We start from the raw sequence: 23,525 nt of genomic DNA, 5'->3' as shown, positions 1-23,525 counted from the left end.
TCCGCAATGCCGATTTACCGGATCGCTCCGTTCAGGGCCCCGGTGTCCAAAATCAGGCTGATGCTGCCGTCGCCGAGCAGCGTGCATCCGGCAAGCCCCCGAATGTTGCCCATCCTCTTGATGTATTCGGGCAACGCCTTCACGACCACCTGCTGCTGGCCAAGCAGCTCGTCCGCAAACAGGCAGTATGCCGCGCCGTCATGCTCGACCATGACAAGGATCCCTTCCGTGAAGGAAGACGTATCCGACCGAACGCCGTACAATTCGTGAAGACGAACGATCGAATAGCACCTGCCGCGGACGAGAATCATCTCGTTGCCGTCCGGATCGCGGATGATGTCCGTTTCCGCCGGGCGGAACGATTGAACGATCGAGGCGGTCGGAACCGTGTATCGCGAAGAGCCGACCCGGATCGTCATCCCGTCGATAATGGCCAGCGTGAGCGGGATTTTCAGCATGATCGTCGTCCCGCTTCCTTCCTCGCTGTCGACGGATATGACACCGCCGATCTGCGAAAGATTGGAGGATACGACATCCATGCCGACTCCGCGGCCGCTGTACTCGGAAATGCTGTCCTTGGTGGAAAAACCCGGGAGGAAGATCAGGCCGAAAATCTCCTTGTCGCTCATTTCGCTCTCCGGCTTCGCGAGCAGTCCGTTCTCCCGCGCCTTCGCCAGCAGCTTGGCCTTCGACAGTCCCCTCCCTTCGTCCTTGATCAGCACGTACACGTCGCCCCCGGCGTTTTTCGCTTCCAGCGTGACCGTACCGAATGCCGGCTTCCCCGCTTTCTGCCGGTCGGCGGGCGGCTCGATTCCGTGATCGATCGCGTTCCGGATCAAGTGCATGAGCGGATCCGAAATGTGCTGGATCACGTTCTTGTCCACCTCCGTCTCCTCGCCGACGAGCCGCAGCCGGACTTCCTTGCCGAGATTCCGGCTCATGTCCCGGACGATCCGGTGCATCTTCTGGAAGGTCGCGGTCAGCGGCACCATCCGGATCGACATGACGGCGTCCTGCAGCTCGCTTGTAATTTTATGCAGAAGCTGCGCCGCCTTGTTGAACCGGTCCAATTGAAGCCCCTTTAAATCGGGGTTCTGCGTGACCATCGCTTCCGCGATCACCATCTCGCCGACCAGATCCATTAACCGGTCCAGCTTGTCGACGTTGACGCTGATCATGCTCTGGGCGGGCTGGCCGTATTCCGCCGAATCCTTAGGCAGCGCCTTCGCCGCCTGCCGGTCGGCGGGTTGCGGCATCCCGAGGGTCGCCTCCGGGGCGGGAGGAGCTTCGCCGTCCGCTCGAAAGAGCTCAAGGCTTTGCAGAAACAACGTTCCGTCCAAAAACGCCCGAAGCTCTTCGACCGGTTTAGCCGATGCGAACCTTAAACGAAATCCGCCTTTCCGAATGGCTTCGGCGCTTGTCTCGTCGCCGACGAGATCCTTCGGCTCGTGGGAGAGGACGGTCGCCAGCTCGCTTAACCCGTGAACGATCCCGAACGCCCGAACGTTCTCCATCTCGCATCCGTCCTGGAAAAACGCGACGGCCTCGTATACGGGCTCGGCCGGGCCGTCGGAGCCGTCGAATCGGGACATCTCCGGCTTGGCCGTCGGAGCCTCCGCAGCCGACGCTTCGTTTGTCTCGTTCGTTTCGTTTGTCTGCTTCACGTAAGCAAGAAACTCGTGAATCGTTGCGATCAGCAAGGAAGCGTCTCCGTCCGCTTCCTCGCCGGCCTTGATCTTGTGCAGCTCAACCTTGATAAAGTCGATGCCGTCCAGCACAAGATCGGACAGAACGGAGTAATCCACCCTTTCCGGCCTCCGCTCTCGCAAATAGAAAAAGAGGTCCTCCATCGCATGGGCAAGCGTTGATACGGCCGTATACATCATCATGGCGGCGGAGCCTTTGATCGTGTGCATGTTCCGCATGATTTCGTTCACGGCGACGGGAGTAAAGCCTTCCGCTTCGCTCATGACGACAGACTGCTCCAATTGTTCGATATTTTGCGATGTTTCATAGATGAACATTTCGACCATTTGATCGTTGATCGGGTAGTCTGCCATAGAATCCCTCATTGTTGTAATAGCCTATGATCCCCTAATATCGAACTTCGGAACTATGCTTGTTATATCAGAACCTATAAATAATCCTTTATTACTATATAAAAGTGGAATTTCAAGTAATTTAATTCCATTATTTCTTTCAAAATACGACAAAATTCGCAATTTCCAAAACGGGAATAGACCCGTTCGGGCGAACGAGTCTTTTTGTTCATGATGGACAGCCCGGTCCGCATAAGCTTAGTTGTCCCTTGACCAGAGGAGGGGAAGCTTATGGCGAAAAGGAAGCGCGGCGAAATCGTCGTCGTCGTCATCACCCGCGAGCATGTGGTCCGGTTCGTCGTCTACGACGTTTTTTTCAGTTGGCTTTTCTACCAGGGATTGACGAAGCTCCATGCGCCAAGCTTGATCCCCTTCGCCGGCAGCGTGGCGGGGCCGATGCTTCTTCGGAGGTATTTGGAACGGCAGGAGCGCGATACGCAAGCAAGCGGTTATCCCAAACCGCACGTTCCGCCTGCTCTCTATAAACTATTGCCGCCGTAAAAGTTACCTATAAATCTAGGATTCTACCCTTTTTCGCGAAAGCTAGGTTAACGTAAGGTACAAGCCAAGCCGAATCGACATTAACTATTCTATCTCAACAGATTGGAGGCGAGTCGATTGGCGAACCGAAAAAAACTGATGATGATCAAAAAAGCGATTATAGTGCAACGCGTCAGAGCCGCAGCCCCGAAAAATCAAAGAAGAAAAATTAAACAGGTGCTGCCCAACTTCACGGTAATCGCAACGGACCTGAACAATATCCCCAGACAAACGACCGGGTGGACGGCGACGCTGTCGAGACCGGGAACTGCCGATATCACGGCCAACTTCGATGAATTCGGCGTTGCGGTATTCACTACGATTGCCACCCTGACTACCGTATCCTATACGTTGCGGGTCAGAAACGCGGACAATACGCTGTTGGCAACCCGTTCCGTGCCCGCGGATCGCGAGGTTTTCGTCGTCCGGTTCTAATTCAAGAAAAAATGGATTAAATGAACAATGACGACAGTAAGGCTATCCCTTCGTCGCCATTGTTCTTTTCCGTCGATTGCCGATTGTTTCAATCGATAGCGCCATTTTCATCCATATAGTCGAAATTTCATAATATCAGGCAAGCTCTTGATCTCGGACAGCGCAGGATGCGGATGGATCATCTCCCTTACGTCTCATTATTAGCCAGAAGTGCGCTCGGATGACTTGGCCGCCTTGATCCGCTCCGTCAGCTTGCGTCCCGTCGGCGACTGCGCCAGGCCCCCGAGCGCCGTCTCGCGATGCTCGCTCGGCATCTTCGCGCCGATTTCCAGCATGACGCCGATGACTTCGTCGGACGGAATGACGCTCCTTACTCCCGCCATGGCCATATCGGCCGCCGCCAGCGCGTTCACCGCTCCAAGCCCGTTGCGGACGATGCACGGAACCTCGACCAGTCCGGCGACCGGGTCGCAAATGAGGCCGAGCGTATTTTTAAGCGCTAGCCCGACCGCATGCACCGCCTGCTCGGGCGTTCCTCCGCGAAGCTCGACCAGGGCTCCGGCCGCCATGCCGATCGCGGAGCCGACCTCCGCCTGGCAGCCCCCCTCCGCTCCGGAGATGAACGAATTGTTCGCGATGACGTAGCCGATCGCGCCCGCGCTGAACAACCCTTGCACCAGCTTCCCGTCGACCCAGCCGAACCGCTCCTGCGAGCTGACGAATACGCCGGGAACGATGCCGCAGGAGCCGGCGGTCGGCGTCGCCACAATCCGCCCCATCGAGGCGTTGACCTCGGAGACGGAGAGCGCGTACGCCATCGCTTTGCCTGCCCAATCCCCGACGGACGGCTCGCGCACCGACGCATATTCGTTCACCTTGCGGCCGTCGCCGCCAACGAGTCCGCTGCGGGACTTCGTCTCCGTCTCCAGCCCCTTGCGAACCGCTTCCTTCATGACCCGGTAATAACCGGCCATCCGGGCTACGATCTCTTCTTTGGGCTGGCCGGTCTCCTTCTCCTGCTCCAAGATCATAAGCTCGGAGATCGTCAGCGATTCTTCCCTGCAAATCTCCGCAATGTCGTTCAGCGTTCGAAATCGCATCGATACCCTCTCCTTATGCGAAATGCGGAAAGCAGTTATGCCAATTTTCTGATTTCGGGCATCATCTCCGAGGTTACGTAACGTCTATAACCGATACCTTTTCGACGTGAGGCAGCTGCCGAAGCGCCTCAAGCAGCTCCTCGTCCGGCCTCCGATCGCTCTCGACGACCGTCATCGCCGCTCCGCTTCTCTCTTTGCGAGACAATTTCATGAAGCCGATATTCAGCCCCGAGCGGCTCACCGTTCCCGTAATGGAGGCCAGCACGCCGACCCGATCCTCATGGGAGATCGCGATGGTCGGGTAGTAGCCCGAACATCCGGTGTCAAATCCATTCAAGGAATAAATCTCGATGTTGCCGCCTCCGATGGACGCGCCTTGGACGGACACTTCAAGCCCCCCGGCTCTCGCCGTAATCTTCGCGAAATTCGGATGCGGCATCGTGCCGGCGGATCCCGGCTTTAGGATAAAGCGCAGGCCAAGCCGTTCCGCCTCGGCGAACGCCTCCGGAATTCTCTCGTCGTCGGCATCGAAGTCGAGCAGCCCGCCGACAAGGGCAAGATCCGTGCCGTGTCCGGAGTACGTCTCCGCGAAAGATCCGTACAGCGTAATCTCGGCTTCTTCCGGCTGGCGCCCAAGCAGCTGCCGGGCCACTCGTCCGATCCGCACCGCACCCGCGGTGTGCGAGCTTGACGGGCCGACCATCACCGGTCCGATAATGGAGAAAACGTGCTTGAATCGCATGCCCGAATTCCCTCCCAGGACTATGTATGCCGATGCCGCTTCCTTTTCAGCCGGTCATCGCGGAGCGATCGCGCGGAAGAGGCGGGCGCGGGTACGGATAAACCCGGAAATGATGACTACCTGTTCCCCGGCGTCCGCATTTTGCGCCCCTCTCCCGAGCTCGGCGTTTAGGTGTTCGCGATGAATTCCGCGTACTTGTCGGCGCAGAGCAGAGCCGCTACCGCTTCCGCCGCGTCGCCGCTCACTTCCACCTCGACGATCCAACCTTCTCCGTACGGATCCTCATTCACCTTTTGCGGAGCGTCCAGCAGCTCTTCATTGACCTTCGTCACCGTGCCGCTGACCGGGCTGAACAGGTCGGAGACGGTCTTGACCGATTCGATCGTGCCCATCGTCTCGTTCGCTTCAAGCGTCGCGCCCACTTCCGGCAGCTCCACGAACACGATGTCGCCAAGCTGGCTTTGCGCGAAATCCGTAATGCCGATGCGCACGACGTTGGCGCCTTGCGCCTTCGCCCACTCATGCTCTTCCGTATAACCGAGTCCCGCTTTAACTTCGCTCATTTGTCAGCTTCCTCTCGAATTTGATTTATTCCTGTCGCCCTGAGATCCTTACCCGCGCGAAAACAGAGGAAAACCTCCCGCGAGTTCCGCGGTCTGCTCCCTGACCCTGGCGATTGCTGCCGGATCGTCGCGATTCTTCAGCGCGTCGGCGATGCAGTGTCCTAATCTTTCCATTTCCTTGCCGGTCAGTCCCCACGGACGAACGTCGATCAGTATCAGATGATTATCCGTGCCCCCGGAAACGAGCGTCGCGTATTCTTCCTTCAGCGTATGCGAAGCGTCTCGGCGTTGCCGACGACCCGCTTCGCATACGGACCGCCCTGGATACCGGGGAAAATCGATTTGTTCAGTCCCTTGGCCGTCTCTTCGTCGTTCGCGAGCAAGAGACCGCCTCGCGGTCCGCGCAGCGTTTTGTGCGTCGTGCTCGTCGTAACGTCGGCGTATGGCACCGGAGACGGATGAAGCCCGGCCGCGACGAGTCCCGCAATGTGCGCCATATCGACCATGAGCCTGGCACCGACGAGGTCCGCGATCTCCCTGAACTTCGCGAAGTCGATCAAGCGCGGATACGCGCTGGCTCCGGCAATGATCAGGGCCGGCTTCTCTTTCCTGGCGAGCGCCTCTACCTGATCGTAGTCGATCCGATGAGTCTGTTCTTCTACCCCGTAGGAGACGACGTCGAACCATTTGCCCGATAGGCTGACCGGACTGCCATGGGTGAGATGCCCGCCCTCGACAGGTTCATTCCCATCAGCTTATCGCCCGGTTTGAGAAGGTGGAACAGCACGGCCGTGTTGGCCTGGGCGCCGGAATGCGGCTGTACGTTGGCATAGGCGGCTCCGAACAGCGACTTCGCTCTCTCGATCGCAAGGATTTCCGCTTCGTCTACGTGCCCGCAGCCTCCGTAATATCTTTTGCCAGGGTAGCCTTCGGCATATTTGTTCGTCAGGACGGTTCCCATCGCTTCCATCGCCTCCATCACTTCCGGACTGACGATGTTCTCGGAAGCGATCAGCTCCAGCGTCTTCAGTTGCCTGTCGCGTTCTCGTTCGATTGCGGCGTGAATGTCGGGATCGTAAGTAAGCAGACTCAAGGAAAGGCACCTCCGAAGGGTTTGGTAGACAAGTAAAAAGGGACAGCGAACCGGCTAACGCCAAGTTCTCTGTCCCGGGTACCTGAGAGTTTAAAACAGTCGCTTAAGACCGTTGTTACCCCTTTGGTGGCTATTCGCTCTCTCCAGAGTCGCGTCGGATGGCGGTACTTTTACCTGAGAGATTAATCGTCGGCTGGCTGGCCGCAGACTTGCTCCTTCGGTGCCGCCCGGTGCCTTGTCGCTCCGGCGGTCTCTCCCTACCATCGTCATCCGCTTTATTCGATTTCTGTGCTGGTGTGACACGCTTAGATTAATTCAGAAACAAGGGCAGTGTCAAGATACCTGACAAAAAATAAAAAATCGCGCGGTTTGGTCATTGACACTCCCTCCCCTTCTCGTGTATGAATAGACTATGACAAATGAAAACGAGCGGATGATGGCAACGGGAGAGACCGCCCGCACGCACCACGGAGGCGGCGCCGAAGGAGTAACCCTCGGGTTCGAGGAGAATCTCTCAGGCAAAAGGACCTTTGCCGGACGCGACTCTGGAGAGCATTCCGCCATTGCTCGGGACGGCGGCGGAATCACCCACGGGGAAACTTAAATCCACCCGGATCTAAGGTAACTCTCAGGTACAAAGGACAGAGCAAAGTGAAGACGCAGACGGCTTCGGCCGTGGACGCGCTTCTTTTTGCGACTGTCCTTTTTGGCGTGCGTTGAGAAGAACCGAGGAGGCGGATCACAAGGATGACCGAACTGAAAAGAACCCCGCTGTACCCGCTCTACTCCGAGCTCCCCGGCGTCCGCTGCATCGACTTCGGCGGCTGGGAGCTTCCCGTCCACTTCACCGGAATTCAGAGGGAACACGACGCGGTGCGGCAGCAGGCCGGCCTGTTCGACGTTTCGCATATGGGCGAGTTCATGGTGACGGGCCGGTTCGCGGAGAGCTTCCTGAACCGCATGACGACGAACGACGTCTCGAAGCTGGCCGACGGGCAGGCGCAATACACGCTGATGTGTTATCCGGACGGAGGCGTCGTGGACGATCTGCTCGTCTACCGGATCTCGGCGGATCAGTACTTGGTCGTCGTGAACGCGTCCAACATCGACAAGGATTTCGACTGGCTGAGGGAGCACCTGATCGGGGACGTATTGCTTGAAAATGTCTCCGACAAATACGCCTTGCTCGCGCTTCAAGGCCCACTGGCGGTTGAGATTCTTCAGGCGGCCGGAGCGGAGTCGAATGTGCTGGAGTTGCCTTCGTTCCATTTCAAGAAGGACATCGTTCTGGCGGGCGCCCGCACGATCGTCTCCCGGACAGGGTATACGGGCGAAGACGGTTTCGAGATTTATGTTCCTTCCGAGCAAGCCGGCACGGTGTGGAACGCGATTCTGGCCGCCGGAGAGCCGCTGGGCGTGGTGCCCGCCGGACTCGGCGCGCGCGACACGCTCCGCTTTGAAGCCCGCCTGCCGCTATATGGCCAAGAGCTGTCGAGCACGATCACTCCGCTCGAGGCGGGAGTCGGCTTCTTCGTCAAACTGAACAAAGAAGACTTCATCGGCAAGGATGCGCTCGTCAGGCAGAAGGAAGAAGGCTTGCCGCGGAAGCTGGTCGGCCTCGAGATGATTGACCGCGGAATTCCTCGCTCCCATTATCCGGTCTACGCCGGAGACATTCGGATTGGCGAAGTGACGACCGGAACCCAATCCCCTACGCTTAAGCGCAACCTTGGACTCGCTCTGATCGACGCCGAATATTCCGCGCTCGGCACCGTGGTGGAAGTCGAGATTCGCGGCAAGAAACGGAAAGCCGAAATCGTCAAAACCCCATTCTACAAGAAACTTTCCAAGGAGTGATCCGCCGAAATGGCTAATCTGCACCGCTACATTCCGATGACCGAGCAGGATCAAGACGAGATGCTCGCGACGATCGGCGTCTCCTCGGCGGAGGACCTGTTCCGCGACATCCCGGAAGCGATCCGCTACAAGGGCACGATGCCGATGTCCTCCGCGCTCGACGAATTTTCCCTGCTCGAGCACATGAAGGAGCTGGCCGGACGCAACGCCGACACCGACCGCTACAAGAGCTTCCTCGGCGCCGGCATCTACGACCATCACCTTCCGGTCGTCATCAACCATATGATTTCCCGTTCGGAATTTTATACCGCCTATACCCCGTATCAGCCGGAGATCAGCCAAGGCGAGCTGCAGGCCATCTTCGAATTCCAATCCTATATCTGCGAGCTGACCGGCATGAAGGTCGCCAACGCGAGCATGTACGACGGAGTAACGGCGCTGTCCGAAGCCGGAGCCCTCGCCGCCGGCGCGACGAAGCGCAAGCGGCTCGTCGTCTCCCGCTCCGTCCATCCGGAGGCGCGCCAAGCTCTTAAAACGATGGCTCATGGACTTAACCTTGAGATCGCGGAAATCGGCTGCGCGAACGGCGTGACCGACCTGGACGCTCTTCGCGCCGCGGTTACGACCGACACGGCCGCCGTGCTCGTGCAGTCGCCGAACTTCTTCGGCGCGGTCGAGGACCTCGCTGCTATCGAGCCGATCGTCCACGGCGCGAAGGGCCTGTTCGTCGTCAGCGCCAACCCGATGGCGCTCGGCCTGCTCGAGACGCCGGGCAAGCTCGGCGCCGACATCTGCGTCGGCGATGCGCAGCCGCTCGGCATCTCGCAATCGCTCGGCGGCCCGACCTGCGGCTTCTTCGCCGTCGCCGAGCCGCTCATGCGCCGGATGCCGGGCCGGATCGTCGGCCAGACGACCGACCAAGGCGGTAAGCGCGGCTTCGTGCTGACGCTGCAAGCCCGCGAGCAGCACATCCGCCGCGAGAAAGCGACGTCCAACATCTGCTCCAACCAAGCGCTGCTCGCCCTGTGCGCATCGATCTATCTGTCCACGATGGGCAAGCAAGGGCTGATCGACGCCGCCAACCTGAACCTGCAGAAAGCTCATTACGCGGCAAGCGAACTGAAGAAGCGCGGCTTCGAGCTGCCTTTCGGCGCCCCGTTCTTCAACGAATTCGTCGTGAAGCTTCCGGAGGGAGCCTCCGTCAAGGAAACGAACCTGAAGCTTCTCGAAGCCGGCTTCCTCGGCGGCTACGACCTGGGAATCGCTTATCCGGAGCTTCAAGGCCACATGCTGATCGCCGTTACCGAGAAACGCACGCGCACCGAAATCGACAGCTTCGCTAGCAGATTGGGGGAAGCGGTAGCATGAACACGTCGATAAACGAGAGTACGACGGCTGCCGCCCAGACGGCGACGGGCGGATTCCAGAACGTCTCTTCGAAACCGGAAAAATCGCTGATCTTCGAGCTGAGCAAGCCGGGCCGCGTCGCCTATTCGCTGCCGCCGTGCGACGTCCCTGAAGTTCCGGCATCCGAGCTGATTCCGGCTTCCATGCTGCGCGAGACTCCGGCCCAGCTTCCGGAAGTGTACGAAGTGGACGTCATCCGCCACTACACCGAGCTGTCCCGCCGCAACTTCGGCGTCGACAACGGCTTCTACCCGCTCGGCTCCTGTACGATGAAGTACAACCCGAAGATCAACGAAGAAACGGCCCGCTTCGCCGGCTTCGCGAAGATTCACCCGTATCAGCCGGAAGAGAGCATCCAAGGCGCTCTTGAGCTGATGTACACGCTGCAGAACGACCTCGCCGCCCTGACCGGCATGGATCAAGTGACGCTTCAGCCGGCCGCCGGCGCTCACGGCGAATGGACCGGCCTCATGATGATCCGCGCGTACCACGAGAGCCGCGGCGAAACCCGCACGAAGGTGATCGTGCCGGACTCCTCGCACGGAACGAACCCGGCCAGCGCGACCGTCGCCGGCTTCGAGACGATTACGATCAAGTCCGACGAACGCGGCATGGTCGACCTGGACGCTCTGCGCGCGGCCGTCGGCAGCGACACCGCGGCGCTCATGCTCACGAATCCGAGCACTCTCGGCCTGTTCGAGGTGCAAATCGTCGAGATCGCGAAGATCATCCACGAAGCGGGCGGCCTGCTGTACTACGACGGAGCGAATTCCAACGCCATCATGGGCATTACCCGCCCGGGCGACATGGGCTTCGACGTCGTGCACCTTAACCTGCACAAGACGATGAGCACGCCTCACGGCGGCGGCGGCCCCGGCGCCGGTCCGGTCGGCGTCAAAGCCAAGCTGATCCCGTTCCTGCCGAAGCCGATCGTCGCCCGCCGCGAGGACGGCACGTACTACTTCCACTACGACCGTCCGCAATCGATCGGCCGCGTGAAGGCGTACTACGGCAACTTCGGCATCCTCGTCCGCGCGTACACGTACATCCGGACCTACGGGCCGGAAGGGCTGCGCCGCGTCTCCGAGTGCGCGGTGCTGAACGCCAACTACATGATGGCACGCCTCGCCCCTTACTACGAGATCCCGTATCCGGGCGTGTGCAAGCACGAGTTCGTCATGTCGGGACGAGGTCTCAAGCCATACGGCGTCCGCACGCTCGACGTCGCCAAACGGCTGCTGGACTTCGGCTACCATCCGCCGACCATCTACTTCCCGCTTAACGTCGAGGAGTGCATCATGATCGAGCCGACCGAGACGGAGAGCAAGGAGACGCTCGACGGCTTCATCGACACGATGATCCGGATCGCCGAAGAGGCCCGCACAAATCCGGAGATTGTCCTGAACGCTCCTTACGACACCGTCGTGCGCCGTCTCGACGAGACGACCGCCGCCCGCAAGCCGGTCCTCAACTGCGCTTGCAGCTGATCGCAGGATAAACGAACAGGCAGTTCCTTCATCGTCGAAGGACTGCCTGTTTCCGTTCCGTCCGGGGGCAAAATTCTGCAGAGAAGTTCGCCGAGCAGCTTCGCGGATGCATCCATCCGAACGTGCTCGCAGCGGGCAACGCCATGGCTCCGACCAAGGAGAACCTGCCTACCGGCTTCTACATCTAAAAGCAGACGTACGATTTCGTTTATTCCGTCGCCAGCTCCAGAGCCAGCCGGGACTCGATGTCCGGCGCGAAGCCCCCAAGCGTGTAGGTAACCGACTTGAGCGTGCCGCCGAAGCGGAACGGGGCCGCGTAGCTCTCGCTGACCGGCGTCGGCCCGTTCTCCCCGACGAAGAAGGAGTCCTGCGTGTAGCCCAGCAGGCCCGTATGCCCGATCACGCCCTCGCCGATTTTTCGGCCTCCCGCGTAAAGACTGCCGACGCCTTCGCGCTCTCCCGTCTTGACGAACCGGAACCCGAGGACGAGCGGACCCGCCGGGAGATCGGAGTCCGAAACGACTGAGTAGCGAGCGCCTTGCGGGCCGTCGCAAGCTTTTCGTCCGAAGGAGGCATCCCTTCGAGGATGTCCAGCGCGCGCGTCGTGGCCAGGGCGGACGATTCCTTGCACCGCAGATCCGGCTCCAGCCCGCAGCCGAACCCGCCGTCCGGGTTTTGAAATTCGGCGAGTTCCTTGAGCACCTCGCTTTCGGAGCCCGATTCGAATTCATGCTCATAAACGGCCCGTTCAAGCGGCCTTGCCCGCCGCTTCATGAACTGCCGGGCCGCCTCGAAACGCGACGGCTCGAGAAGCTTCGCCATAAGAGTCACTCCCATATCCGTAAATTGATACCCGCTTTATATCATCGCATACTCTTTCTTTTTTGCATTGAAAAAATCGGACGCGAAAAAAAAGAATCCTGTGAATAAATTCGGTGAAATTTGAAAGAAGCAACGGTTTTCACTCGTCTGTTCTTTGTTAAAATAGGTAGAGGATCTGAATAAAGGAGTTAACCGGGGAGGATTTGAGATGGCCGATTCGACCAAACGCAACGAACCGCTGGTCACCCATATTTATACGGCGGACCCTTCCGCTCACGTATTCGAAGGAAAGCTTTACATTTATCCATCCCACGACCTCGATCACGAAAAAGTTTCGAACGACAACGGCGACCAGTACGACATGGAGGATTATCACGTTTTATCGATGGAGGACGAAGGCTCCCCTTGCATCGATCACGGGGAAGCGCTTCATTTGCGAGATATCCCTTGGGCCAAGCAGCAGCTGTGGGCGCCGGACGCCGCTTACAAAAACGGTACTTACTACTTGTTTTTCCCCGCGCGGGATAAAGACGATATTTTCCGGATCGGCGTCGCGACGAGCTCTTCTCCGTCCGGCCCGTTCAAGCCCGAACCGAACTATATTCCGGGAAGCTTCAGCATCGATCCCGCCGTTCTCGTCGACGACGACGAAAAGGCCTATGTCTATTTCGGAGGACTGTGGGGCGGACAGCTGGAGAAATGGCAAACCGGCCGGTTCGATCCGGAAGGGAAGGAACCTTCCGGATCGGAGCCCGCGCTCGGCCCCCGGGTAGCCGAATTGAACGAGGATATGCTGACATTCAAGGAATCTCCCCGGGAAATATCCATCGTCGATCGGGAAGGCCATCCGATTGCGGCCGGCGACGAAGACCGCCGGTATTTCGAAGGGCCGTGGGTGCATAAGCATAAAGGACTCTATTACCTGTCCTATTCGACCGGCACGACCCATAAAATCGTTTACGCCGTCGGCGAAAATCCGACGGGGCCATTCGTTTTCCAGGGAACGATTTTGACGCCCGTCGTCGGATGGACCACCCATCACTCCATCGTCCGGTTCAAGGATAAATGGTATTTGTTTTATCACGACAGTTCGCTGTCCGGCGGCGCCGACAACAAACGCTGCGTGAAATATACGGAGCTCAACTACAACGAAGACGGCACCATTCAAACGATCGATCCTTACGACAACTAAACATCGAAAAAAAAGGCGGCATGGCCGGCAACACCGACCGCCGCCTTTGCATTCAGTTGACTGACCTGCCTTAAGGAATGATTGCTCCAGGAGGCCCCGGAGGTCCCATTGGACCTTCAGGACCTGTCGCCCCGGTTGCTCCCGTTGCTCCCGTTGCCCCGTCCGCTCCGGCTGCGCCCGTCGCCCCGGTTGCTCCCGTTGCTCCCGTCGCCCCGATAGCGCCCGTCGCCCCGGTTGCTCCCGTTGCTCCCGTCGCCCCGATAGCGCCCGTCGCTCCGGTTGCGCCGGCCGCTCCGGTTGCGCCGGCAGCTCCGGCCGCTCCCGAAGAGCCCGGCGATCCATCCGCTCCGGCAGCGGCAATAAGCAGGTAATCGGCCGAGTCGTTCGGCAGGCCTTTGGGCGATGCATTCAGCACGATGTACGTGCTTCCATCGTACGTAACCATTTGATACTGGGCATAGGACTCGGATTGAGCGGCGTCAAATGCAACGATTCCCTCGAAAATAGACTTTAGCCAATTCTCCTGAGCATTTTTATTTTGCTGCGCGATAAACGACAAGCTCGCGCTGGGTTCGATGTAGAACGCCGTATCTTCTTGATGTACGACAGCAATCATTTGGCCCGGCTGAAGATTCCTCCCATGAACGACGGCTCCGGCCCCTATATCGAACCGCAGAGATTCGCCGCTGTCGGACAAGATCGTCACGTCATTCGCCGATAAACGAACCAGCATCCCGCGGACGACCCGATCCGTCCCCTCCAAATACAGCTCGGCCCGCGATACGAAGGCAGCCGCCTCCGAACGCGTGAGGACGGATTCGGGACGAAAGGTTTTGCTTTCAAAACCGGAAATCAGGCCCAGTTTAATGGCTGCGTTCACGTAGCCTCGAGCCGAAGCCGATATTTTCGAATCGTCCGCAAACGAAGAAGCGCGATCCGCTAATCGGCCTGCCTCGTCCTCTTGGCCGAGTGCCCGAATAATCGCTTTTATCATCCACTCGCGGGTAGCCTCCGTCTTCCCCCAGTTCGGCGAGGAGGTATTCTCTTCGCCAGTTAAAATTAGGCCGCGCTCGATAGCCAAGGCGATCCAGCCCCGAGCCCACGGATCCGAAGAAAGCGCGGTCTGCGTAAGATTATTCTCCGGGGATTCCACGCCAAGAAGCCGAAGAATCATGACGATGGCTTCCTGACGCGTCGTCGTTCCGTTCGGATTGAACGCGCCTGCTTGATTGCCGCCGACGACTCCCATGGCAGCCAGCTTCATCACGTCCGGATAGGCCCAGAAGCTCTGCGGAACATCCTTGAATCCGACAGGGCCGGCCGCCGCCGCTTGCGCGTTGGAAAACGCCCATGGCGGGACCAGCCCGGCCACGGAGCTGATGGCCCCGATCGTCATGAAATGCTTGGATACGCGGGAAGATCGATGATCCCGGCGGGCCGACTTGCGAGATTTTCTGAGTTCTTTTTTCAAGTACCGATCATTCATGGGTCAAATCCTCGCTTCCTGTAATCTTCCCTCGACTAAACGATTGAAATAAGCTCTATTCTGCAAAACGCTCGGGTGGTTCGGAACATATTTGGCAGCTTCCTCGTTATGCTTGCGAGCCAAATCGTACATTTGCAGGCGGTCATAACAAACGCAAAGCTGCAAATGCGGCACCCAGGTTCGAGAGCCATGCTGCACCATCGCGTTCGTCTTCACGAAGGACGGGATGCGGAGCGCTTGTTCATACCAGGGGATCGCTCCCGCGTAATCGCCTTCTTCCATATGATAAAAGCCCAACCTGCAGCTGATCTCGGGTTTGGGAGAATCATATTGGAAAGCCTGGAGCGCTTTCCTTCTCGCATCCTTGAGTTTCCCCAACGCATGATACGCATCCGCGGACCGGCCGCATGCGGCAATTTGGTCTTCCCGCCAGCCGTCGTCCCGAGTCAGAAAACGTTCGTATTGCTCGATCGCCCGGTCCCAAAGCTTGTGATCGCTAAGCTCGTTTCCGTAATAGAAAAGATCTCGCGACGAAAATCGTTCGCCCGCCCGTTCTCGCTCTTCATAGATCAAGAGATTGCGATTCGTATCGGTGTGCACGCGCCTATGGGTGACGGCAGCCTCCGCTTCGAGAATTTCGCCGCGAACCTCCAAGTACTCGTGAACTTGGCCGATCCAACGAAACCCGCGTTCCCTTTTGACGATCCGATTCCGCCGCAGGCTGCTCAGCAAGCGCCCATCCTCGTCGAAAGCCAGATGATAAGGCATGGATATCGCGTCGATGCCCGCCGACAGGTCGTTTAATGTTGCTTTCAATCGGGCGGCATCTTCGGCGAGCAGCACGTCGTCGGCATCCAACCACATGATGTAGTCCGTAGTCGCCAAACTGAACGCATGGTTGCGGGCTGCGGCGAAATCGTTCGTCCACTCGAAATCGTAAATCCGGTCCGTGAACTCGCGGGCAATGTCCTTGGTCCGGTCCGTCGAACCGGTATCGACGATGACGATCTCGTCGACGACATCGCTGACGCTGGAAAGACAGCGCGCGAGCGTCCGCTCTTCGTTTTTGACGATCATGCATAAAGTCACGGTCGGCAAACGGTCAGGCTTTTCCGAAGAAGCTTCCGGAACCGGCCCCTTCCCGCTTTCGAAAGGCAGCAGATTAACGACGACGCAATCCTTCGCAACCGCTATTCCGTACCCCGCATCGCGCGCCCTTTCGCACAAACGCGAGATTTCGATCCCGCCGCGTTCAAAATCGAATCCGCCTATCTCCTCCAGAACTTCTCTTCGCGTCATAAAAAGCGCCCCCGCCAGCTCGCCGACTTTTCGAATTCCTCGCGACCGAACGGCGCGCCTCCCCCTTGCGAGGGCAAACAGCGAATCGATTCCCGAATACTCGCAATCCAGCAGTTGTTCTCCTTTTCCGTCATTCATCACGGGGGCGATTAATGCCAGCGTTCTGTCAGCGTTCAAGCATTCGATCAGATCCGAAAGCCACCCGCCGGTTACCGCAATATGATCATGCATGAACACTAGCGTATCGAATTCGGCAACGGAAGCCGCAATCCCGAACCCCTCCGCAGCGCTAAGCTTCCCTGGCCAACCCATTAGACGAACTCCGGGGTTTTCCGCATAACGCTCGGCCTCGGCGGGATCATCCAACTCGTCGATGACAATCAACTCGTACGGAGGCCCGGTATGCCTTTGAATGCTCTCGATACAAAAATCAAGCCGCGTTGCTTGTTCCGCGTAGAGAATAATCGTAACGCTCATCGCCGCCACTCCCGCAACTTCGTCGTTTCGTCCCATGGGTTCGATGCATGGACTTGATTCGGGGAATCCGTCATAAGGTTTCGAGCAAGCCCTGACCTATAACCCATTTTAGCGACCGACGGCTTCACTTTTCTTAACGGAATCTTAATGATCGGGATAGCAAGCTCTTCGTCACTTCATGTATGATGATCTTAATCGCTGCTACCTTTGGAGGAACAAACGGCCATGTACCGAATGCTTATCGTCGATGATGAACCCGAGATCCGCGGACTGATCCGGATACATATGGAACGGGAAGGCTTCCAAACCGTCGAAGCCGAATCCGGACGGCAGGCGATGGAGCGAATGCGGGAGGAACGCTTCGAAATCATGATCCTGGACATCATGATGGATGACGGCAACGGCTTCGAGGTGCTTCAACAATTGCGCGAAAATCATCCCGAGACTCTTGTTATCGCACTCAGCGCAAGAAGGGAGGTCGAGGACAAGATTGCAGCGCTTGGCTTGGGCGCGGACGATTACGTTACGAAACCGTTCAGCCCGATGGAACTGCTCGCCCGGGTTCAAGCCCAATTGCGGAGACACCGCCCCCAGTCGCCGCTTCCGTCCGGAGTTATCCGTTTGAACAAGCTCGTTCTCGACGTGGACAATTTCGTTTTGCACAATGACGGAATCCGGCACGACCTCACCCCTGTCGAATGCGAGCTGCTGCAGCTGTTCATGCGCAATTCCGACCGCGTGCTGACCAAGCGGGAGATTTACCGGCAAATTTGGCAGCACGAAAATTACGACGACAACAATTTGAGCGTTTTTATCAGTCGGCTGCGAGCCATGCTGGAAAGCGCCGACGGGTCCAGGCATCACCTTCATACCGTTCGGGGCGTCGGCTATCGATTCTCGGGAGACGGAAGATGAGAAATCAGACGAAGCTATGGCTGATCATGTCGATCAGCGCCGTCGGAAGCCTGACGCTTTTTATCGTTCTGTCTTTCATCTCGAGCTCCGTCTGGAACAAAGGCTACGATTTGAATAAGCTGAACGCCATCTCGCAACAAACTCTCGATGCGATTGAACGACTGGAACCCGAGCCCGGCGGGGCCGACGTTAAGCCGATACTGGATCGGATTCATCTCGAGCAGCCGTCCCTTCGGTTCGAATGGGTGGATTCAAACGGCTCCGTGCTTTACGATACGTCCGGAACGAGCAGATCCTATGACTTTAAACAGATAACGGATCGCTTTCTCAATATGCCGAGAAACTTGTGGACGGACGGCGAAACAATTTCATTCGCTTATCCTGTCGATCGGGGAAATGCGTCCTATTATTTATTCATTAGCCTGCCGAGCGAAGCGATGAAGTCGGGGCAATTTTACTTCTACGTGCGCACGTTCGAAGTCCTGTTTACCTATGCTTTGCCCTTGCTGATCTCCTTACTGGTGCCCTATTTGCTGTCCATCTGGTTTTTTTCGTCGATGAACGGACGCATTCGCAAATTAAACGATGCAATGAACAAAGTCAACCTTCGCAGCGACGCGATCCGTCTGGAGGATGCGTCGAAGGACGAGATCGGACAACTGACGAGACATTACAATTCGATGGCTCAGCGGATTCGCAGTCAGGCGAGCGAAATCCAGCAATTCGAAAATCGCCGCAAACTGCTGCTACCCAACCTCTCGCATGATTTGAGAACACCGCTGACGATGCTGCTCGGTTACGCCGAGACGATTCGCAACGGTCTATACAAAAACGAGGACGAACTGCAGGCCAGCGCAAAAATCATCCTGCAGCGTTCCCGCTACATGGATAGCTTGCTGGACCAACTGCTGGACATCGCTCGGCAAGATTCGGACACGCTTGAGTTTCATCTCGCTCCTCATAATCTGTCCGAACTGCTCAGAAAGATCGTGGCCGAGTACATGCTGTTCCTCGACGGCCAACAGATGACGATCGACGTGGATATTCCCGACCGGGACGTCGAGGCGAGCATCGATTCCGCGCTTTTCGAACGGGCAATCCGCAACTTGATCGACAATGCCATCCGCTATGGAGACGAAGGGGGCTATTTGGGGATCCGGCTTCTGGAAGACGAGAATGATATTTTCATTGCAATCAAGGATAAAGGAAAAGGAATCCCGGAAGAGGAGGGCAACCGAATCTTCGAACGCTTCTATCGCGCAAACGGCGGAAGAAAGGGGGAAGGGCTCGGTCTGGGGCTATCGATCGTCAAACAGATCGTCGAGTCGCATGGAGGGACCGTGCAAGTATCGAGCGTTCCCGGCAAGGAAACCTTGTTCGTGATCCGTTGCCCGAAAAAACAAGCGGCCTAGAGCCATCGGATGCCGCCCCTGCCTGTCAACTATTCGAAACGGTATAAACCGCCCAATTCATAGAAGCTTTCATGTCTTTTAGCCTACCTTGTGTTTTTGCCTATTTTTCTCAAATTTGACCATAGTCTACTATATTCTGGTTGTTCGTCCATTCAAGCCCGTCGCCAAGGACATACGCTGTAGACAAATTTACAGGAGGTGTATGTCTTGAGTTGTCCAGATCGTAAACACTGCAAAAAAAAGACGGTAGTGGTCGGTTCGACGGTTAAAAGCAAAAAGCCGCATGAGATCAAAAAAAATAAACCGCATGTCGATAAAAAAAGAAAACCGCAAGTGTTTAAAAAAATCGTCAAAGTAAACTGTCCCCCTCCCGAAGTTAACGTTACGAAGCCGACAGTAGTCGGTCCCCAAGGTCCTCAAGGTCCTCAAGGTCCTCAAGGTCCTCAAGGTCCTCAAGGTCCTCAAGGCGCTCCAGGTCCTCAAGGCGAGTCAGGTCCTCAAGGCGAACCAGGTCCTCAAGGCGAGCCAGGTCCTCAAGGCGAGTCAGGTCCTCAAGGCGAACCAGGTCCTCAAGGCGAGCCAGGTCCTCAAGGCGAACCAGGTCCTCAAGGCGAGCCAGGTCCTCAAGGCGAGCCAGGTCCTCAAGGTGCTACAGGTCCTCAAGGTGCTACAGGTCCTCAAGGTGCTACAGGTCCTCAAGGTGCTCCAGGTCCTCAAGGTGCTCCAGGTCCTCAAGGCCCGGCGGGACCGGCAGGCGGAATTTCTTCGTTTTCGTTTCTATGCAGCACTGTCAACCAGACCGTCGCGCCCGCACCCGTCCCGGAGGCCAGGGGGGCGCGGTGACGTTCAATAACTCCCTCATCAACGGAACTGCGTTCACGTTTACCAGCCCTTCCACGGTTAACGTGAACGAAACCGGATTCTATCATATTAGCTGGGAGGTATTCCCGACGGCCGGAAACAGCGCGTTCGGCATGTTCTTTGATCCGGACGCCGCCGGTCCGACTCCCGCGTCTCTTGTTTTGTGCAGCAATTACGGCTCGGGCGCGGGCAACAATCCTTACCAAGGCCAAGTGATCGCTGAGTTGACAGCCGGCGGCGTCCTGACGCTGAATCGGATCGACAACACCGGAGCACAGACGCTGCAGGCAAGTATCGGAGGCGGAACGCCTGTAGTCAGCGCATCGATCGTGATCGAAAAATTGGCCTAAACTTCCTCTGCTCGGCCTGTGGCCGGGCTTTTTTTGCGATTTTTCATTTGAACGCACTCCCGGGCTTCCGTTCGGTCACAACATAATGCACCGAATCGTCGTACATACGAAACGCGATCTCGGGAGGAGGCGACGGAACGACAAGGAAGAGATCGAGTCTGCGGAATTCAATAAAAAAACAAAGTGAGGGAAAACATGATGGCGCAGCGCGTAAATTACATGCAGGAGTCTCCCGAATTTTTCAAAAAAATGATGGAATTCAGCAACGCCGAAAAAAACAGTGCGATCGAAGAGAAGCTTCGGGATCTCGTTCATATCCGGGCAACCCAAATCAACGGGTGCGCGTTCTGCCTGTTTGAGGGGTCTTTTTGCGCGGTAGAAAAGCTTCGCCCCGGAAGTCGAATGTCCGGCCCCGTAATGCCGGATTATCGCCCGCAACCCGCCTATAGTAAAAGCAGCCCCCTGTCGGAGGGCTGCTTAAATTTCGCAATGGCAACTTCCATAAACCTTATCTCGCTCTCTTCAGCTCGCGAATATCCGAGTCATGCTCAAACGACTTCACGGCCAGAGCCTCGATGATCTTGCCATGCCGTTGCTGCTCCGTCTTTAACGATTCGATCGCAGACGCGTGCTGTTGCTGCACTTCGGCGATATTTTCCACCCATTTGTGCGTTTCCAGCACCGCAACCTTCACTTCGTTCAGCGTTCCCTCCATTCGATCGAGCCGCCGATCGATACCATCGAAACGTTGATCCATACCATCAAGCCTCTGATCGATCCCGTCAAACCTCTGATCCATACCATCAAGCCTCTGATCGATCCCGTCAAGCCTCTGATCGATGCCGTCAAGCCTCTGATCGATCCCGTCAAATCGCCGATTCACGCCTCTAAGCTCGTCCAATATCGATTCCAATAACCGTTCGCTCATCGTCCGTGCCTCCCGCTCACGCAAAATAAATCCCACCAATAACAGCTATACGTCAGGTGATATCCTCCATGGGCAAGGAGGCTCGGCCTATATAGACAAATTATACCAAACAGGTGTTCTGGTGTCAAAAGCAAAATTAACTGTAATTGGTTAAGATCAGAGCCATCGCAAATCTCAGGCGAGAAAAAACATTAATCCTCTTTCTGCCCCAAGGCGGCCCGCAGGGCATCGCCCAAGCTGTTTGTCGCCGCGGCGTTGTCGCTGTATTTTTCGATCAGCTTGCGCTGCTCGTGCTTGGCTGCCCGGCCTCCGCCCTGCTTGTCGCCGAGCTTCTCGATCACGTTGCACGGCCGGCAGTGGAAAAACTTCCCGGCTTTGCCGTCGCGAAGCTCCATCTTCTTGCGGCAAGTCGGGCAGCGCCGATTCGTCAGCGCGGGTTCGGCCGCCCGGCGGTAGTCGCATTCGCGGTCGGAGCAGACGTACGATTTGCCGCGCTTGCCCTTCACTTCCTTGAGCGGCTTGCCGCAGGACGGACATCGATACGCCGTCAGGTTGTGCGGCTTGTATTCCTTGGCCTCCCGTTTGATTTCCTCGACCCACAACCGCGCCCGCTCCCGGATGCCCGCCATGAACGCTTGCGGGTTGCCGCTTCCCTTGGCGATCCGTTCCAGCTCCCGCTCCCACTCCGCCGTCATCTCGGGGCTGCGCAGCTCGTTCACGACAAGCTCGTAGAGCTGGCTTCCTTTGCCGGTCGGAGCAAGCCGGTTCTGCGTTCTTTCGATCGTGTCGGTGGACAGCAGCTTCTCGATAATGTCGGCGCGGGTGGCCGGCGTCCCCAGCCCGTGCTTTTCCATCCGGGCGAGCAGCGCCGCTTCGGTGTACCGGGCCGGCGGCTGCGTTCGCAGCTCCTTCGGGCGGCAAGCTTTCACCGGAAACGTCTGCCCGGAAGCCAGTTCCGGCAAACGCTGCGCCGGCTGGGCGTCGCCGCGCTCCGCGCCTTCGTCCTCGTCGTCCCCGTCGTCGACGGCCGAGAACCCCGCACCGGCGGCGTACGCCTCTTTCCAGCCGGCATCCTTCTCGATCCGGCCTTTGGCGTGAAAATGATCGCCATCGACCGAGAGGACGACCGACGTTTCGTCGTATCGGTACGGCGGGTAGAACAACGCGATAAAGCGGCGCACGATCAAGTCGTACAGGCGGCGCTCGTCGCCGGACAGCGCGGACAGGTTGACGTATTGCTCCGTCGGAATGATCGCGTGGTGGTCGCTTACTTTGCTGTCGTCGACCAAGCGCTTGGACACCGAAAGCGTTCCCCGCAAAGCCTTGCGGGCCAGCGCCGCATAAGGCCCTATGGCGATGCTGTCCAGCCGCCCCTTCAGCGTCGGCACAATATCGCTGGATATATAGCGGGAATCGGTGCGCGGATACGTGACCAGCTTATGCTGCTCGTACAGCCGCTGGAGCACGTTCGACGTCATTTTCGCCGAGAAGCCGAGCCGCTTGTTCGCGTCCCGCTGCAGCTCGGTCAAATCGTACGCCTGCGGAAACGGCTCGCTTTTCTCCGTCGTGCGCAGCTTCGTTACCTTGGCGGTTCGGCCGCCGACGCGCTCCGCGATCGCCCGAGCCTGCGCCTCGTCCCATATCCGGCCGTCGTGGCCGTCCTTCTCGCGCCATACGGCCTGGAACGTGCCGAAATCGGCCGCCACCGTCCAGTACGGCTTCGGCTGGAATTCGCGGATCTCCCGCTCGCGCTCGATCAGAACGGACAGCGTCGGCGTCTGCACGCGGCCGGCCGCCAGCTGCGCATCGTACTTTGTCGTCAGCGCGCGCGTCACGTTCAGGCCGATGAGCCAGTCCGCTTCCGCGCGGCATACCGCCGACCGGTAGAGCGCGTCGTACTGCCGGCCCGGCTTCAAATCGCGGAAGCCGTCCCGGATCGCCTGGTCGGTTTGCGAAGAAATCCACAGCCGCTTGAACGGCTTGCGCCAACCGACAAGCTCCATGATCCAGCGCGCGACCAGCTCGCCTTCCCGGCCGGCATCCGTCGCGATAATGAGCTCGCCAAGGTCGGACCGTTTGCACAGCTGGGCGACCGCGCGAAACTGGCCCGACGTCTCCTTGAGCACTTTCAGCTTCATTCGCTCCGGGAGGATCGGCAGCTCCTCCAGATTCCATGTCCTGTATTTCGTATCGTAATCCTCCGGTTCGGCCAGCGTGACGAGATGGCCGAGCGCCCAGGTGACGACATAATTCGGACCTTCCATATGGCTTTTATGCTTTTGCCCGCAGCCGAGCACCCGGGCGATTTCCTTCGCGACGCTCGGCTTCTCGGCCAGTACAAGTGATTTCATGACAACGCTCCATTCTCCTTGCGATCTAGAAGCCGCCGCGCGGGCCGCTCTCATGGGTCCATTATCCATGAAGGACGCGAAGGTTGTCAAAATCGTTTCGACCGGAGCA

20 protein-coding genes, 2 pseudogenes and 4 riboswitches are annotated in these 23,525 nt (G+C 57.9%); of the genes and pseudogenes, 11 read left to right on the top strand and 11 right to left on the bottom strand.

Annotated elements, in window-relative coordinates:
• Positions 1–14: 14 nt before the first annotated feature.
• On the bottom strand, positions 15–2,060 hold the full coding sequence (locus JW799_RS17770; RefSeq protein ID WP_205430938.1) for a chemotaxis protein CheA: 2,046 nt from the start codon (positions 2,058–2,060) through the stop codon (positions 15–17).
• Positions 2,061–2,330: 270 nt separating this feature from the next.
• Here JW799_RS17770 and JW799_RS17765 point away from each other — a divergent pair, with 270 nt between their 5' ends.
• Both JW799_RS17765 and JW799_RS17760 read left to right on the top strand, forming a co-directional pair.
• On the top strand, positions 2,331–2,600 hold the full coding sequence (locus tag JW799_RS17765) for a hypothetical protein (RefSeq protein ID WP_080840788.1): 270 nt from the start codon (positions 2,331–2,333) through the stop codon (positions 2,598–2,600).
• A 117-nt stretch (positions 2,601–2,717) separates the two neighbouring features.
• The gene (locus JW799_RS17760; protein WP_080840789.1) at positions 2,718–3,074 is read left to right on the top strand and encodes a hypothetical protein; all 357 of its coding nucleotides are present in this window, start codon (positions 2,718–2,720) and stop codon (positions 3,072–3,074) included.
• A gap of 200 nt (positions 3,075–3,274) precedes the next feature.
• Here the strand turns inward: JW799_RS17760 and sdaAA are convergent, their stop codons facing one another.
• From sdaAA to glyA, 4 genes and pseudogenes are all read right to left on the bottom strand, one after another.
• Entirely contained in the window at positions 3,275–4,174 is a 900-nt protein-coding gene (sdaAA, locus tag JW799_RS17755; protein WP_080840790.1) for an L-serine ammonia-lyase, iron-sulfur-dependent, subunit alpha, read from the bottom strand.
• A gap of 73 nt (positions 4,175–4,247) precedes the next feature.
• On the bottom strand, positions 4,248–4,916 hold the full coding sequence (gene sdaAB / locus JW799_RS17750) for an L-serine ammonia-lyase, iron-sulfur-dependent subunit beta (protein ID WP_205430937.1): 669 nt from the start codon (positions 4,914–4,916) through the stop codon (positions 4,248–4,250).
• Positions 4,917–5,083: 167 nt separating this feature from the next.
• A complete protein-coding gene (gene gcvH, locus JW799_RS17745; RefSeq protein WP_205430936.1) occupies positions 5,084–5,479 on the bottom strand; it encodes a glycine cleavage system protein GcvH in 396 nt (131 codons plus the stop codon).
• Positions 5,480–5,527: 48 nt separating this feature from the next.
• Positions 5,528–6,572 (bottom strand): annotated as a pseudogene (gene glyA / locus JW799_RS17740) (serine hydroxymethyltransferase).
• Positions 6,573–6,639: 67 nt separating this feature from the next.
• Positions 6,640–6,721, bottom strand: a riboswitch (glycine riboswitch).
• Between the two features lie 4 nt (positions 6,722–6,725).
• Positions 6,726–6,841: riboswitch (glycine riboswitch) on the bottom strand.
• 164 nt (positions 6,842–7,005) lie between these two features.
• A riboswitch (glycine riboswitch) is annotated at positions 7,006–7,112 on the top strand.
• A 3-nt stretch (positions 7,113–7,115) separates the two neighbouring features.
• A riboswitch (glycine riboswitch) is annotated at positions 7,116–7,219 on the top strand.
• A 100-nt stretch (positions 7,220–7,319) separates the two neighbouring features.
• Between glyA and gcvT the strand changes: the two are divergent.
• The 3 genes from gcvT to gcvPB are packed head-to-tail and all read left to right on the top strand — an operon-like array spanning position 7,320 to position 11,323.
• Positions 7,320–8,429 carry a glycine cleavage system aminomethyltransferase GcvT gene (gene gcvT / locus JW799_RS17735; protein ID WP_205430935.1) on the top strand — a complete coding sequence of 370 codons (1,110 nt, stop codon included), beginning with the start codon at positions 7,320–7,322 and terminating at the stop codon, positions 8,427–8,429.
• A 9-nt stretch (positions 8,430–8,438) separates the two neighbouring features.
• A complete protein-coding gene (gcvPA, locus tag JW799_RS17730) occupies positions 8,439–9,797 on the top strand; it encodes an aminomethyl-transferring glycine dehydrogenase subunit GcvPA (RefSeq protein WP_205430934.1) in 1,359 nt (452 codons plus the stop codon).
• Positions 9,794–11,323: an aminomethyl-transferring glycine dehydrogenase subunit GcvPB gene (gcvPB, locus tag JW799_RS17725; protein ID WP_205430933.1), complete on the top strand. Its 1,530-nt coding sequence runs from the start codon at positions 9,794–9,796 to the stop codon at positions 11,321–11,323. Before gcvPA ends, gcvPB begins: the two co-directional genes overlap by 4 nt.
• Positions 11,324–11,531: 208 nt before the next feature.
• On the opposite strand, the gene JW799_RS17720 is transcribed toward gcvPB, so the two are convergent.
• Both JW799_RS17720 and JW799_RS17715 read right to left on the bottom strand, forming a co-directional pair.
• Positions 11,532–11,726, bottom strand: coding sequence for a hypothetical protein (locus tag JW799_RS17720; protein ID WP_205430932.1), 195 nt, complete (start codon positions 11,724–11,726; stop codon positions 11,532–11,534).
• On the bottom strand, positions 11,723–12,145 hold the full coding sequence (locus JW799_RS17715; protein ID WP_205430930.1) for a hypothetical protein: 423 nt from the start codon (positions 12,143–12,145) through the stop codon (positions 11,723–11,725). The genes JW799_RS17720 and JW799_RS17715 overlap by 4 nt, the downstream gene beginning before the upstream one ends.
• Positions 12,146–12,353: 208 nt before the next feature.
• Here JW799_RS17715 and JW799_RS17710 point away from each other — a divergent pair, with 208 nt between their 5' ends.
• A complete protein-coding gene (locus tag JW799_RS17710) occupies positions 12,354–13,337 on the top strand; it encodes a glycoside hydrolase family 43 protein (RefSeq protein ID WP_080840802.1) in 984 nt (327 codons plus the stop codon).
• A gap of 70 nt (positions 13,338–13,407) precedes the next feature.
• Here the strand turns inward: JW799_RS17710 and JW799_RS17705 are convergent, their stop codons facing one another.
• Both JW799_RS17705 and JW799_RS17700 read right to left on the bottom strand, forming a co-directional pair.
• The gene (locus JW799_RS17705; RefSeq protein WP_205430929.1) at positions 13,408–14,823 is read right to left on the bottom strand and encodes an S-layer homology domain-containing protein; all 1,416 of its coding nucleotides are present in this window, start codon (positions 14,821–14,823) and stop codon (positions 13,408–13,410) included.
• Between the two features lie 3 nt (positions 14,824–14,826).
• On the bottom strand, positions 14,827–16,599 hold the full coding sequence (locus JW799_RS17700; protein ID WP_205430927.1) for a glycosyltransferase: 1,773 nt from the start codon (positions 16,597–16,599) through the stop codon (positions 14,827–14,829).
• Positions 16,600–16,824: 225 nt separating this feature from the next.
• Between JW799_RS17700 and JW799_RS30215 the strand changes: the two are divergent.
• The 5 genes and pseudogenes from JW799_RS30215 to JW799_RS17680 form a co-directional block, all read left to right on the top strand.
• Positions 16,825–17,106, top strand: a pseudogene (locus tag JW799_RS30215) (response regulator); the annotation flags it as partial.
• A 135-nt stretch (positions 17,107–17,241) separates the two neighbouring features.
• Positions 17,242–17,514, top strand: a complete 273-nt coding sequence (locus tag JW799_RS30205; RefSeq protein ID WP_420830690.1) for a winged helix-turn-helix domain-containing protein — start codon at positions 17,242–17,244, stop codon at positions 17,512–17,514.
• Positions 17,511–18,926, top strand: a complete 1,416-nt coding sequence (locus JW799_RS17690) for a sensor histidine kinase (RefSeq protein WP_205430925.1) — start codon at positions 17,511–17,513, stop codon at positions 18,924–18,926. Before JW799_RS30205 ends, JW799_RS17690 begins: the two co-directional genes overlap by 4 nt.
• 839 nt (positions 18,927–19,765) lie before the next feature.
• On the top strand, positions 19,766–20,137 hold the full coding sequence (locus JW799_RS28815; protein WP_240353325.1) for a hypothetical protein: 372 nt from the start codon (positions 19,766–19,768) through the stop codon (positions 20,135–20,137).
• Between the two features lie 195 nt (positions 20,138–20,332).
• Positions 20,333–20,716 carry a carboxymuconolactone decarboxylase family protein gene (locus JW799_RS17680; RefSeq protein WP_338026287.1) on the top strand — a complete coding sequence of 128 codons (384 nt, stop codon included), beginning with the start codon at positions 20,333–20,335 and terminating at the stop codon, positions 20,714–20,716.
• Here JW799_RS17680 and JW799_RS17675 read toward each other — a convergent pair.
• Both JW799_RS17675 and JW799_RS17670 read right to left on the bottom strand, forming a co-directional pair.
• The gene (locus tag JW799_RS17675) at positions 20,646–21,065 is read right to left on the bottom strand and encodes a hypothetical protein (RefSeq protein ID WP_080840807.1); all 420 of its coding nucleotides are present in this window, start codon (positions 21,063–21,065) and stop codon (positions 20,646–20,648) included. The genes JW799_RS17680 and JW799_RS17675 overlap by 71 nt on opposite strands.
• Positions 21,066–21,256: 191 nt before the next feature.
• Positions 21,257–23,416 carry a DNA topoisomerase III gene (locus JW799_RS17670; protein ID WP_205430923.1) on the bottom strand — a complete coding sequence of 720 codons (2,160 nt, stop codon included), beginning with the start codon at positions 23,414–23,416 and terminating at the stop codon, positions 21,257–21,259.
• Positions 23,417–23,525: the final 109 nt, after the last annotated feature.

The sequence above is a fragment of the Cohnella algarum genome, from assembly GCF_016937515.1.
GTDB classification, from domain to species: domain Bacteria; phylum Bacillota; class Bacilli; order Paenibacillales; family Paenibacillaceae; genus Cohnella; species Cohnella algarum.
The sequence above is the reverse complement of the archived record's forward strand: the minus strand, read 5'-3'. Positions and strand labels throughout refer to the sequence as shown.

Bases quoted from the DNA above. Each gene is read 5' to 3' on its own strand.
- JW799_RS17770 (WP_205430938.1), bottom strand. From the start codon at position 2,060: ATGGCAGACTACCCGATCAACGATCAAATGGTCGAAATGTTCATCTAT.
- JW799_RS17765 (WP_080840788.1), top strand. From the start codon at position 2,331: ATGGCGAAAAGGAAGCGCGGCGAAATCGTCGTCGTCGTCATCACCCGC.
- sdaAA (WP_080840790.1), bottom strand. From the start codon at position 4,174: ATGCGATTTCGAACGCTGAACGACATTGCGGAGATTTGCAGGGAAGAA.
- sdaAB (WP_205430937.1), bottom strand. From the start codon at position 4,916: ATGCGATTCAAGCACGTTTTCTCCATTATCGGACCGGTGATGGTCGGC.
- gcvH (WP_205430936.1), bottom strand. From the start codon at position 5,479: ATGAGCGAAGTTAAAGCGGGACTCGGTTATACGGAAGAGCATGAGTGG.
- gcvT (WP_205430935.1), top strand. From the start codon at position 7,320: ATGACCGAACTGAAAAGAACCCCGCTGTACCCGCTCTACTCCGAGCTC.
- gcvPA (WP_205430934.1), top strand. From the start codon at position 8,439: ATGGCTAATCTGCACCGCTACATTCCGATGACCGAGCAGGATCAAGAC.
- gcvPB (WP_205430933.1), top strand. From the start codon at position 9,794: ATGAACACGTCGATAAACGAGAGTACGACGGCTGCCGCCCAGACGGCG.
- JW799_RS17715 (WP_205430930.1), bottom strand. From the start codon at position 12,145: ATGGCGAAGCTTCTCGAGCCGTCGCGTTTCGAGGCGGCCCGGCAGTTC.
- JW799_RS17710 (WP_080840802.1), top strand. From the start codon at position 12,354: ATGGCCGATTCGACCAAACGCAACGAACCGCTGGTCACCCATATTTAT.
- JW799_RS17705 (WP_205430929.1), bottom strand. From the start codon at position 14,823: ATGAATGATCGGTACTTGAAAAAAGAACTCAGAAAATCTCGCAAGTCG.
- JW799_RS17700 (WP_205430927.1), bottom strand. From the start codon at position 16,599: ATGAGCGTTACGATTATTCTCTACGCGGAACAAGCAACGCGGCTTGAT.
- JW799_RS17690 (WP_205430925.1), top strand. From the start codon at position 17,511: ATGAGAAATCAGACGAAGCTATGGCTGATCATGTCGATCAGCGCCGTC.
- JW799_RS17680 (WP_338026287.1), top strand. From the start codon at position 20,333: ATGATGGCGCAGCGCGTAAATTACATGCAGGAGTCTCCCGAATTTTTC.
- JW799_RS17675 (WP_080840807.1), bottom strand. From the start codon at position 21,065: ATGAGCGAACGGTTATTGGAATCGATATTGGACGAGCTTAGAGGCGTG.
- JW799_RS17670 (WP_205430923.1), bottom strand. From the start codon at position 23,416: ATGAAATCACTTGTACTGGCCGAGAAGCCGAGCGTCGCGAAGGAAATC.